The organism is Zooshikella ganghwensis DSM 15267 (assembly GCF_000428585.1).
Taxonomy (GTDB): domain Bacteria; phylum Pseudomonadota; class Gammaproteobacteria; order Pseudomonadales; family Zooshikellaceae; genus Zooshikella; species Zooshikella ganghwensis.
In genome coordinates this window covers 1-13702 of record NZ_AUAF01000012.1, presented here as the reverse complement: position 1 = coordinate 13702, position 13702 = coordinate 1, and the positions used below count along the sequence as shown (strand labels likewise).

Genomic DNA, 13702 nt, shown 5'->3' with positions numbered 1-13702 from the left:
GATGGACTTTCCAAAAGACAAGCAATGCACTGCTATACCCTACATTGTGGGTATAAATCTCTGTATCCAAACCTTGCTCTGCTGCTTATCAGAGCCTTATGGATACAACATTGTTTGCCATGCTTGGGTAACCACACATGCAAAACATGGGTATCCCCTAGCAAGAAAAAAATTTACGGACTGATTTAAAAAAAGGGCGGAGTATTACACGTTGATAAAATAAGTGAATGACCCACGTCAGTGTTTTAGAGCAACACCACAAAATCATACTGACAACACTTACGTTGATACGAAAAGAAATGAATATGTCGGCACGTGTAACCATTGCGTAGCACGTAATATAAGTCTATTTTTCAATAGTGCTATAGACTGTATCTTTGTGAGTAGCTTCCTAAAAAACCATTTAAAGAAATTCACAAAAAATACTATTCACTTACAAGACAGTTACAAAACTAACGTATAAAAACAATTACTCAATTATTTTTTTCTATTCCGAGTAATGTATCAGGTATATATAACGCAGTTTGCTATAATTTAAAGATCAATATACCCAGCACTATGGGTATATCTCATACGCCAATTAATCTACCTCTATCACATGAAAGCTGAGTTCGAATTCGAAAATACCCCCTATGAAATTGTTGTAAAAGGTATTCCTATCACGCCTGGTTTTCAACCACGCTATTTTTCAAATGAACGGGACATAGGCTTATTTGTTGAACGCTTATTTGCTCAGCACCCACAAATCGCAGAACATTTACAACGCTTCCCTCCCTTAAAACACTGTCAAGATCATGAGCAACTAGCAAAGAACCTCACACAAATATTAATTCGAGGTGATCTTTGTATTGCCCGAAAAAGCTCACTTTCTGTGGTTGCCACCTTTCGCTCTGATGAAACACCAGATCCCTCATTATTAACGGGTGGCAGCGAATTTATTGCCGCATCAGATGAAGGTGAAGCAAATCAAAGTCGATATAAACTTGTTATTGAGGTTGCAGGAGTTAAACACTCGAATGTTCAACGTTTACACTTATTTGCTAACCAACAACGTGATTTACCTTCTATTGAGCTCCCTCCCAAAGAAAGCACGTTAGACAGTGATAAATACCGCAGTTTGATTATTTTTAACCATATTCCAAACTATCCCCGCCGTTTTGGCCTGAAAATACCCATGTATAAAGAGCCACCTTTATACTTACCTTTAGCTGAAAATGTACTACCAATACAAAGTAATGTAGAACAAGATGAGTGGGATAACATTATTATACCCGTTAAGCCTTTAGGGTTAATCAGTGCAGCTCAGAGCCGGTCACATGCAGATCTGTTACCTGAAGGTTGGTTATATGTTTTTTGGCAAGGAAAGTTATGGCGGGAATTACAAAGTGTTAAAGGAGGAATGCTAAAAGATGTACGTGTTCACTTTTACCGACAACAATACTTTGCAAAATTTATCAAAACGGTAAACCCAGATCAACGCGAAGCTAGAGGGCGGTGGTTAGACACACTGTGGATACCTTACCGTATAAAAGGAGAGTGCCAAACAGATGAGTCTGGCATTGTATTATGCTTTAGTCACCGACAATGGCCTTGGGAAAAAATTCTGTCTTATGAAAATAACCTTGAAAAACTCTCAGCTGAAGGAGCCTCTTTGAGTGAACTTAAACATTATTCCCAAGTCACCCACTTTGATGCTGTAAAGGGAGTCATAGGTCCCATTTCACAAGCTTTACTCGATCAGGAAAAAACACCTTTAGAAGTTAAACAAGGACTCAATGAAAAATTAATTCCACGCTTCGGCAAGCATCGTCTTATCTTAGATCAGTTTCGGGATAATAAAATTCCTGTTGCCTATATCAATGTTGTTGAACAAAGGTTGGTCCTCCACTTACAAGTTACGGGACTAACGAATAAATATTTTTCAGATCGCTATCAACTGCGCAGTAAAGACCCTCACTGGCAACATACAACGGCCCCAAAACTTGCCAGTTGTCCTAAAGTTCATCACCATCCAGAATGGATTGAACTGGTCTTTGATGATTTACCCATAAAAGGCCTGTTTGATTTAATTCTAATACCAGAGGACACTCAACAAGTGCCCGCTTACATTTTCAGGAATAAACGTTTACAAGACTTACTTGTGTTGAACTTACAGCAAACATCTCCTTTATTAGCCGATACCCGCAACGAACCAATTTAGAGTAAACGTATACTATGGAAGCCATCTACCCACTGGGTACTTGCCATGCATTAAAAGTACAATACTTATGCTCAGCAGAGTATCTAAATGATGAATTAATTGAAGGTTCAATCAAGCCTTTAGCCAATACGCTTATTCTCTCTCAAGAACATCATGGAATTACCGACGAACCTTATCTAACGTTATGGACAACCAACGAACAGGGACAACTATTTCATCTTAACAACGATGGTAGCTTGGGACACCCCATCTATCATTTATCCCAACACAGTCCAATTAAGTTATTGTTTATTCCTCCTTTCCTGTATGGGCAATGGTTTTCGTTATTCAATACATCTCTGTCCTCTGTTTTAATTCAACAGCTCCCCGAAAAATGGTTGGATACCGGGGTCACCGTTAACCTTCACCCATTAAAATTAAACCAGTCACAACCCCATCAAGAGCCATCCAGTGCAAATCACTTAAACTGGAAAAAGCAGTTAGCTACACCTGAAATTGACACATTAATGCTTAATCGAAATAAATTACTGGTTTTATCATTTGCACCCGAGTCCTTTACTACAGAAGACAGTGTATATATACAAGTACGACATCAGGGTGTTGAGGATACCCCTCCCTTTCTTCAAAATATCCCAGTTTGTAAAACTGAAAGTGGTTTTGCGGCCATTATTGTAGAGGATAAACAATCATTTATTTTCAATAATGCTTTACTGATCTTTACTGTTTACACAAAATCTCCCCAGCAAATCCTCTATTCTTTTACTGTACAAGCTGCATTTTTATTAACAACACCCACTGCAGATATTTGCCTACTCAACGCAACACCACTATCATTATCCGATCAATTAATTCAACACTTTCCTTATTGGCCACAGCATACTAATACGATTGGCCTATATAACTATCACCAACATAACCATCACCAACGTATTTATCATTTTCAGACAGCAGCAGTTAATGGTTCACTACCTTGTCAAACCCTCTCCCAATTAATTCCTAATATCACAGAGTTACTAAAACATATCGCTAACCATAAAACTAACATTAATCTGCAGCATACGATTCAGTATTTTGAAGTAGAAACATTGCTATCACAAATACTTAAACGTGAATCAGCAATAACGCATAACGCTTCACAACACAGTGCAGAGGAAAGTTTATTTTCAACATCCCCCCAACAACTATTCGCTGAAAAAAAATTACATACGTTGGTAAAACTGCCTCCCCAGATTAAACTCAATGAAATTTCTGCTCAGTGCATGAAAGAATTGATTAATCATGCTACTCCAGGCATCCCTATACGCTATTTTAATAATTATCCGGAAAACGAAATTAAACAGCGCCAGCTGCATAGTTTTGGTATACCCACTAACGCACATAGTTTAACTGAACTACTTGAATTTACACTCAACTATTACACTGAGCTTCACAGCCGCCGACATCAACAAGCCTTACAACAATTTATTACGCTTGCCAAAAAATATCAGCAATATGGAATTAGTACTTTCACCAATGGTGTGATGTGCAGCTTACGTTTTTCTTTTTATTATCAGCAACCTCAATCAACCTCGTTACCGGTTGCTCAACTTCAGTCTGTTGCACGTTTATGGCAGCAATATTCTCAAGCAAATATCACCTTGCACGGCTTTACTGACACAATTGGCACTTGTGAAAAAAATGACCTGCTTGCCTGGCAAAGAGTACAGGTGGCCGCTTCGCTATTAGTTGAGCAAGGCGTCCCTAAGGATAAAATTCACTGTATTGCTGGAGGAGACCTGAGTCCAGTATCTGGCGCAGCGGGTGAAGAAATTACCGCTAGCCGCCGCTTGGATATTTTTGTTTCTCTGCCAATTCCACTATTTGCACTTACGCTCAATGAAGAAATATTGACCCAGCTACAACACACAGTAACCGAAGAACTTTTACAACGACTTGGATTTACCGCCACGGCTGCACAGTTTTTAAATATACTCGCTCGGCTACGCCAAGGCACAACCAGTGTTACCACAACCCAACATCTAACAAATCAGGTATGGTTTTCCTGCAAGCCAACAGCAAAAACACAAGACAATAACAATCGCTTACCGTTATATCACCATATTGACTGCATTCTAAAAACACAATTTGAAACAGCGCTGACGCAACAAAACAATTTTTTTGCCCTTTGGGAACGTAGCCAAGTTAACCGAAAACAGTTACAACCTCTGCCTTGGCTTAATCAGAATCAGCTTCCATCTCAAGCCTCAACAGTATGGCTCGAAAATCAAATCAGACTGAGATATGAAGTGTTTTGTAGCCTGCAACAGTTACTAATCTTCGCTGCCTGGTATGCCAAACACGAAAAATGCTCCATAGAAAAAAGCGTTAATAGACTTAAACTCTCAGAGTTTATACATCAGTTTCTTACTAAAACATGGTATTGGCCAACCCATTCCGCCATTGATTACAACCTTGCTCAATACTGGCTAGATGAAGTAACACTCATAAATAGTCAAGCTGACGAGGCTAGCAATAACCCAATCGAAAAAGGCCATCTCAACTACAGAGCAAACCCTCGCGCACAATTTTCATTACCACCAGGTGAGCAGTGGCTTGCCACCAATTTGAGGCGCTTGAACCCAACCAGCCTGATTAACTTTTCTGCCAAGGTCTTAGCTGAACATGCTCCTACGTTTCCCACAATTGAGCATCAGCCTTTTGATCGAAAAATATTTAAATATACAGCCATTTACGCTCGTGAAGCTGGCAGTACACAAGATAAGCCATGGCTGCAACTCAGCGAATTTTTAACCCAACAGCAGCGAGAAACCCTAACACCTTTTGATCAGCTTCGGGTACTTGTCGTTATAAAAGATCAAGACACGCTTTCTCAGGAAAACCCACAATGGCAAGAGCAACCTATTACTCACCCCTTACCACTTAAACTGCAGGCAATTGCTGCATACCCCACACACATGCAGCAGGGTTCTCCTTTATTTGAGATGACTTACCAGTTAAATACAACCAACCTATTGCCAGAAGAACATCACTTTCAGGGTAATTTTGGTGCCATATTTTTTCCCCGTTACGCGATCAGTAATAAAATTATTTTAGGTCAGCCACCCTTGCCCTTCATGTCATCTCATATCAGTAACCAGCCTACCGAAGAAGCGAGTCAAACTGAGCATAATGCTATTCCGCAACCGGATACAAATAAGACACTTGCTCGGTTTCAAGCCTATACCTGGTTAACAGGATTAACAATTGAGATACCAATAGCAACGCACCAAACCCGTCGCCTTATTCGTATTCATGGTGAAGATGAGCTACTTGCTCAACATACAACACCCGTCTTAGGTGCAAGTGGTTTGTGGCCTATGTCAATTGAACTATCACGCTTAACACCCTGCCATGATGCTGCAGGTACGCTGATTAAACAGGAATACCAAGAACATACCCTGTTGCCCCATACTAAAGAAGCTCGTTGCCCAGTTATATCCTCATCTGATAGTCCTATTGCGGGAATAGCCCAGGCATCGACTTTATTTAGAGTACAACAACAGGGTCGTTTTACCGCCTCACCATTTTATGCGGCAAAATTTAAAGACAGTCCGTTATTTGCCAACCATGATGTGAGTATTGATGAAGAATTACTGTATGGGTTCGAATGGACACAAGCTTTTGAAATAGCCACCTTAGTCGCCTGTAGTGAGTTAAATGTAGCCAACAGTTCAGTCTCTGACTGGCGCCAATTACCCTTCAATCTCATGATTACAGAAAAAGTAGTTCAGCCACTCTCTTCTGGAGCCGAATGGCCTGTTGCAGGAAGTATTTACTACTTAGGAACCATTCAAATCAATAATGACCAGCCTCAATTTTTGCCATCATTAAGTGAGGCCTTTGCAGAACGGCTTACCCTAAGCTCCTTACTACAAACATTAGCCAGTTATGACAGTCTCGCTATCAAGCAGTTACGCGAGGTTCTGGGTGAGCAGCTCTGGCAAGCTGCACAGCAACACCCAATTCATATCTTTGGTGGAATCGCTGCTCTTCATTATTTTAACCCAGCAGGTCAACGCATTAGTGGCATGCGACCATTAGCCTCATCTGCTTCAGCTGGAGACTATGTTCAGCAACGTATAACCCATGAAGATAAAATCAATATTCATAGTGATCATCCTACTGACTTTTATTATCAAATGGGCGATCTTTGTTTTCCCCAGAACAAAATAAACAGCTACTCTGAACGTCGTTTATCCCTTCGTTTACCTGCTCCTGATAGCTATTTTTCAGCACACATGCCCTGGTCTCAGTTTCCAAATACAGCAGAAGTAAGCATGGCTCGTCAGCATTTACTGCATAATATACAGCGCAGTAACCAACGACAGTTGCAGCTAGATGACCAAGAACTGCCCGTTATACCCAATCAACCATATCCCGTTACAAACCTGATGCGCTGGCTATACTACTGTGAGCTTGATAAAAAATTAAATACCCAATATACGCGTTTACTATTAAAACATTGGTTTGCAACTGATCTGAATCAACTGGGATTATCGAAAATGACAGAAGTACCTGTATCGTAAGATATAATGCTCATGCATATCTTTTTACATACCCCCTTTATAGGAGTAAACATATGTCCCCTAGTCATCAAATGGTTATTGCTGATACGTTCCATGTTGAGTTAAAAATTAACCAGCCAACTTATCATCAAGGCGAGGTGATTACGGGTTCGCTTAACTTCACATACGACGAGCAGTCTCCTGCTGATGACTTGACAATACCTGGAAATTTTGAGCTATCCCTTAGCAATATAGAATTGTCCTTACAAGAGCATATTATTGAGCAGTCGAGTAAAGCCACTTCGCCACAGCTAAGCCAAACGGCTGAAAAAACCTTACTCTGTGACTCACTAAAATTAAATACTGGAGAAAATCACTCACTTGATTTTCAGTTTACCCTACCGCATAACTGCCGAATTACAGATCAAAAACACCAGTGGTCTGTTCGCTGTGCTTTCACCTTGAACCAACAAGTACGTACGATTGAACAGCCCATTTCCATTGAGCCAGCAGAATCGCTTTTAAAGATTGCTGATGCCTGTGTTTCACAAGGAGACTTTACCGAATTTAACTACCATTGGAATCAGCGACAAGGCTATATCAGTATACAACTCAAACCGTCTCCAGAGCTTTATAAAGAGATTGATCACATGAAGCTAAGACTTTCATTAGCTGAGTCAGGAGAGGTTAAAGGTTCATTGTGGGTTAACTTGCAAGAGAAACGTTGGCAGGACTACTTCAATGCCCTTTTTGATAAGGATATAAAGCGTTGTCAGATTGCCTTTGGCCCAAGTCAGCTTAATAGTGCTCCACAGCTTTATGCCAAAGTTAAAGAGAAGCTTACGTACCTATTAAACCAAGTAAAGTCACAAAAATAAGTCATATAGGCATATTATACTCTTCGCGAATGATTTTTAGGCTTTGTTACCACTTTATTTTGACACCTAAAAATGATTCATTATGGGTATAAAAGCACATAAATTAAAAAACGGACATTTAAATGTCCGTTTTTTAATTTTAGCGTTAAGTGCTATTAAATAATTTCCCACGCCCCATCAGCACCTTTACAGGTATCAAAGCTTTCGTTACCTGATTTTCCTTTGTTATTAACCTTTACATCAAGACTACGGCACTGTGTATTGACCGCCATTGAGTCCTCAACAACATCCACCCCTTTCAGCTCAATATCATCAATATTAATACTTTTTGGTTGCTGACTTGAGGCTTCACTGGTTTTAGCAGTTTTGAGTACAGTTTGTTTTTCTTGAGCAGCAACAGGCTTTAATAATGATCCATGAACATAGCCAATGGTAACGCCTTTCTTCGCAATCATAACCCAGTTACTCGGTGTTTTACCCACAGCCGTCACTTGCTCGCCAGAAGCCAAGCTAGTAACTCGGTAACCCTGTTTTTCTGGGGCATTACGTACATTGGCTCGTTGCTTGGCCTGAAAAGGCTTACCTATAACAGTTAAATTCATCACTTTCACAACACGTTTATCACGATAGTAATTCACGCTCCGTGTTTCTTGACGAGTATTCCGTGTTGAAATCGTCGCTTCTGCACCTGTGCGCTGGCTTCGCCACTGAATATCTTCACCATCTTTTGCTGTATTCAATACCGAAATTGACTTTTGTTCTAAAGCAATACGGTCTTGGTCATCCAAGTAAGCGCCCAGTTGATTGCCAATATAACCACCCAATACCGCGCCCGCAGCAATGGCAACTTTCTTACCGTTCCCTTTACCTAAAGCAGACCCGACAACAGCACCCAGTACTGCACCTACAGCGGTACCAATCTGTTGTTTATTACCTTGGGTTGAGCAACCACTCGATACAACCATGGCTACACAAAGAAAACTGCTGATCAAGAATTTTTTCATTGCCACTTCTGTCCTAGAAATACGATGATAGGCATAGTTCCTTGAGGTGGATTGTTATGCCAAGTAAATCATTTGTATAAAACCCTTTATGGGTTACTTATACCCTTCGTTATAGGTATAGATATCTTTCAAGAAAATGGATTTTACTGGGAAATGAGCAAAAACAACTCATATGAACTGTTAATGATTGTTCCTTTTGTTAAGAATGTGAAATACATTAAACAGTATTAATGACGCAGACCATAAAAACAAATTCAAGCCTATAGCTTAGCTAAGGCAATTACCCTAATAGCTAAAACCATTAAATTAAAATAGTGTTAACAGGCCCTGAATAAAGTGGTGCAACCCACTGAACGTTATTTTCAACCTTAATTTAAAGGCAAAAAGTACCGCCGCTCATTCAGCCTTGTGTTTTTTGGCATAAGTCTCACTATTTTTTCTACTATTCAACAAACGAATCCAAGTTTTTAATGTAAGATAGTTAAAAGAGTTTATTTGAAGCTTATTCTAGCTGTTAACAATCTCTAGTTAAGACCTTTAATTGAGACTTATTTAAAGCACATAACCTGATGAAGTTAACGCTATTCTTAATGTTATACCCAATACGAATGGTTTTTAGGTGCGGCCATCGAGTGACGAAGCCCCATGAGCCTATATTAATAGGTGATTGGGGTGAGGAGTGAAGATAACAAAACCTAGAAATCATTCGTGAAGGGTATATATCCTTCACAAAAGGTATATATCCACATAGAAGAGTATCCATAAGAAGAAATGACAATTGCTTTACAATAAACGGCTGATCGTAGGTTCATTTTGTAAGTGATACAGCACTTTGTGTGCATTATTTTAACGATTAAGCAATAACCTCAAATATGACACATAAAGTAGATATAAAATGAATATGAAAAGTACACAGCAATTGGAACTGCAACTCACTTTGTATGAGTAGTGTATAGCCTTATGTATTTATATTTCTCCCTATTACTTGCAGTATTACTTCTACTCGTTCCAGTTTTTATCTGGCATGCACTGCATAAAGAAAAACTAAGCCCAGCCAATAAACAAAGCTACGAGAATTACCCTTTCGAAGTGCTTCAGTCCGTATTGAATCAGCATGATCCAAAGTGGTCATCATCTCACCTTGAAAAGCGGGCAGAAGAGTGTTTGATGGCACTGAGTCGTTTTCAGTCACCCCTTAGCTTACACAGCTTTATTAGCCAACGCTTGCTCAGCAAAATCAAACAGTCACAAAAGCCAGCCTTTATACATCATCTGATAAGAGCGGGTGAGTTTACTATCAAACGCATTGAAGTGATTCAGTTGAATGAGTTTACTGAACCAAGCCGTGATTATTATGCATGTAAAATTCTCACCAGCCATAACCATAAGCTGCTCTGCTCATATCGCTGGTGTGACAAGGAATGGATGATGGATGGCCTGGCACCTTTCGATCCAAGATTAATTGGTACATCACAAAGCCAAACCTATAACCTGGCGTGTTACTACACGTTTGAGCACGACGCCAATACCAAGCTATCTAAATCCTAACGCCTGTTAGGGCCTGTTAACACATGGTATGTCCTGCAGCATTTCATCAGACTAAACCTGACAGAAATACTACAGAACACAAGAGAAATATCTGTTATCAGAATATTGAAAACCTAAAAGCACTGCTCAGCAAATGCTTTCACATGCCGTTCTGCTAATGCCCGATCAGCAGGGATACCGGTTACATTTTGTCGACAACGGTTACTCGCAAACACCGGATAAATGTGCTGCTCATAAATATGAACTGCAGCATCATCTTTGGCCTGTGGGTTTCTAAACAAGCCTGCATAGTCCGATGAGTATAAATACTCTATAGCAGTCCCCTTAACCAGCTCTTGCCAAACAGCTTCAGCTTCTGCTACCCGCGCTAAAGCCTGCTCATGCTCAGCATGTAAACGTGCACCATCATTAATCATTGCCTTAGCAAACGCACGCGTAATGGGATGTTCAAAAGAAGAACCACGAGCACGAATAATCGTATTTAACGTTAATACTGCACCTTTCTGTTCTTGCTCATCAGGGCAAAAGAGTAAGACTAACCCACAGGGTCTAAGTGCAAATGTAATAAATGCTTTGGTTGGACTGATTGCCAAGCAGAAAGGCACACCCTGCTCTACAAATGGCCTGATCTGTAAATCATAACTTTGTGCCATCACAGACTGATAGCCTTTATCCGCTAGCTCTCGTGCAAATTCAAACCCTGAGTATGCACGATCCAATACCACAAACTGCCCTTTATCCGCTGCTACCTTCGCCCGTTGCTTTATAACATCAGCTGAACGCACCATGCCTGTCGTATTCATTGGACCGGCCTGATAAATAGGCAAGGTGTTTTCCTGATCTATAATTCCATCTTGCGCAAACTCAGCAAACTGTACGCGAGCAACCTTAGCAATGGCTTTATAAGCAGGCCAACCTAGCGTTTCAACACCTAACGTATTCAACGCAGAGTTTTGCATTAAGCCTAATTCAACCGCTGTTTTTACCGCACCAGTACCAGCATCTGATACCAAGCCAAGCTTGAATTTTGACCAGTATTCCTTAGGAACTTGCTGCCAACTTAAAACAGCTTCTTTTAAACTTTCCAGCTGCGCATTGGAGTTTTTGTAGTCTCCAATAGTACTTTCCTGAACTTCTTTTGTGGCATACTCGAGTAACGTGGATGATGAAGCCATGGCTCGTCCCTCACCATCTAACACAATGCCTATGCCATAGTTATGACCTTGCTGATCCTTTTCACAAAGAATCTTCGCAATCTGATTAGCATCTCGCCCTTCTTCTTGTAAACGTTGTGCATGTTCAAATACTGATTGTCCAAATTCCAGAGCCATGGTGTGATTTCTCCAAGCCAACACAATAAACAAAGAAGCGTGTTTACGTTTTCTCGGCAGTTATCCTGCCGTAATTTGCCACTACGTACAATAAAAAATACTGGCCATGTTAATATAGCTTGGAACTCCCCCAGTAACTGCTCACTGATGCCTACCCCTTATATAGATCACTTACTAAAAAGCACCACAATGTAAGCATACACTGACTTAACTTGAACCATAGCCAGGGCATTAGGAAAGCGTTCTCTCAATTTCAATTCAATTTCAACATACATATAAAAAAATGGTTGGAGGAAAACCTGCAACCATGTTTAATATATTAATACACAACAAGAAATAGATTAATTTTATTTAAAACGCCCTGTTCCTACTCCCCACACCCATATCAATGCACTAAATAATAATCCCCAAAGCCCCATGCTATACATGGTACGCCAACTCGTTTGCATTGAGTCTAGTATTTTGAAGTCATTTATATAAATAGTTTCACAAGCGCCATTGCCTGTATCATCCCGAGTAATGCTTGTACCACGTGACCCCAGATGATTTCTATACTCAGATAACCAACCTTTTAAATAAATCTGATCACCCACTTTAACATCTGCAATTTTTTCCCGAATAAATTCATCAACTGCAACCAAGTGATTATTAGATAACTGATTATCTTTAAATAATCTGGCTTGTAGTGAGTTCTTAGTTAAATAGTTACAAGTAAACTCTCCATTCCAAAAATCAAACTCATTTAAATCGACCTGTTTAGCATTAACACCCCAAACTACACATAAGTCCGCTACATTTATATGATCTTCAGAACGTTTATGTAATCCAAACTTACCATCATGATGATTTAATGAGACAACTAAACCACTTAGTTCATACTCATAAAGAGGGTTAACCTCATACACTACACCATTACGCATAAGTTTAAATGACTCTTTATTAACTTTATTCTGTAAAGGTTCTTTTGCGACCTGAGGATCAATAATCCTCTCATTGGCAGCAGGAAAGTCATTTCTAAACCAAAAACCTACTGCGCCCATAATTACACTTATATAAAATGTCCATTTAACTAAAGAATATAATGTCGTTTTTTGTTTCACAGGCAACTCCCTATCAACGGCTCATTCATTTGCCCTGCGAATTACCGGTATTCTGCAGCATCTTAGAACGTGACATATTATGTCAAAAAGACATCTACCTGTTCAAGATTCAGCCGACGAACTGCAGTCACACCGATTGACACTTAAAACATTAGATATCAGGGTTAGCAAATACTAACCTTTGTAGGAAAGGATTGGATTTAACTGCAAAAATTTTAATGTAGACATGGGTAAAACTTATTAATAACCTTACAGATCAGCTCCACGAACAAAAAACATGGAACAAATATGCTAAAAAAATCACTACTTTTTATTTTCATATTCATAGCATCCAATCAGGCTAATGCTTTCCCTGGAGAAACTCGACGTTATTTTAAAGACTGGCTAGTGAACTGTTTAAATGACTCTGACAATACCTGTCGTTCAGTAACACATGTTAGAGATAAAAAATTATTTCCTTATGGCGATGGCACTATTTTTCAATTTATTGTTCAACAACAATCAACTGAACAAGGCATAAACACAGAAATTGTCTTTTATCACGTATTAGACGATGCTTATCCAGCCGAAAAAGCAACATTTACCATCGATGATAATCAACCTTTCCAAGTTAAACTACTTCCAAATGAAAGCTTAAACGAACGAAAGCTCTCGCTGACAGATACAGAGTCAATGTTAAGCTTTTTAAAAAAAGGACGCTGGCTTACCATTAATTACATCAGTCAATCAGGTAAACCAGTGAATGTTAAAATATCACTAAAAGGAATTACTGCGGCATTACTTTTTGCAGAAGAATATATCAATAAGTAGTGCTATATTTTTTTGGCATCTCGACTTTGGCCATTTAACTTAAGCAAGCATGCTTAAATAATGAGCAGAATTTGATTTTTTTGGTAGAAAACAAGCAGAATAACTGGAGTTCAAGTGGCAATGACGGCACAATTTTTTTGACAAAAAAATTAAACCATTCCAAGGAAGGGACCGTCATTGCCTGACTCAATTATAACGATTTTATCCGCATTTGCACCTTTAATGAGTTCAGCTACTTGGCTAAAAGCAACGACTTTAATAAAGGGCGCTTTGTTATGCAGGGGACC

General features: G+C 39.5%; 8 protein-coding genes. 5 read left to right on the top strand and 3 right to left on the bottom strand.

Annotated features, from left to right (window positions below; all coding sequences use genetic code 11):
* Positions 1-598 precede the first annotated feature (598 nt).
* The 3 genes from F607_RS0104540 to F607_RS0104530 are packed head-to-tail and all read left to right on the top strand — an operon-like array spanning position 599 to position 7622.
* Positions 599-2200 (top strand): hypothetical protein, encoded by a 1602-nt coding sequence (locus F607_RS0104540; RefSeq protein ID WP_027707114.1) that lies wholly within the window; start codon positions 599-601, stop codon positions 2198-2200.
* Positions 2201-2214: 14 nt separating this feature from the next.
* Positions 2215-6765, top strand: coding sequence for an OmpA family protein (locus tag F607_RS0104535; protein WP_027707113.1), 4551 nt, complete (start codon positions 2215-2217; stop codon positions 6763-6765).
* 53 nt (positions 6766-6818) lie between these two features.
* Entirely contained in the window at positions 6819-7622 is an 804-nt protein-coding gene (locus F607_RS0104530) for a sporulation protein (protein ID WP_027707112.1), read from the top strand.
* A 155-nt stretch (positions 7623-7777) separates the two neighbouring features.
* On the opposite strand, the gene F607_RS0104525 is transcribed toward F607_RS0104530, so the two are convergent.
* Entirely contained in the window at positions 7778-8626 is an 849-nt protein-coding gene (locus tag F607_RS0104525) for a glycine zipper 2TM domain-containing protein (protein WP_027707111.1), read from the bottom strand.
* Between the two features lie 960 nt (positions 8627-9586).
* Here F607_RS0104525 and F607_RS0104520 point away from each other — a divergent pair.
* Entirely contained in the window at positions 9587-10174 is a 588-nt protein-coding gene (locus F607_RS0104520) for a hypothetical protein (protein ID WP_027707110.1), read from the top strand.
* Between the two features lie 113 nt (positions 10175-10287).
* Here the strand turns inward: F607_RS0104520 and F607_RS0104515 are convergent, their stop codons facing one another.
* Positions 10288-11505, bottom strand: a complete 1218-nt coding sequence (locus F607_RS0104515; protein WP_027707109.1) for an aminotransferase class I/II-fold pyridoxal phosphate-dependent enzyme — start codon at positions 11503-11505, stop codon at positions 10288-10290.
* A 347-nt stretch (positions 11506-11852) separates the two neighbouring features.
* On the bottom strand, positions 11853-12605 hold the full coding sequence (locus tag F607_RS28160) for a hypothetical protein (RefSeq protein ID WP_051310894.1): 753 nt from the start codon (positions 12603-12605) through the stop codon (positions 11853-11855).
* Positions 12606-12893: 288 nt separating this feature from the next.
* Between F607_RS28160 and F607_RS0104500 the strand changes: the two genes are divergently transcribed.
* Positions 12894-13415, top strand: coding sequence for an invasion associated locus B family protein (locus F607_RS0104500; RefSeq protein WP_027707108.1), 522 nt, complete (start codon positions 12894-12896; stop codon positions 13413-13415).
* Positions 13416-13702: the final 287 nt, after the last annotated feature.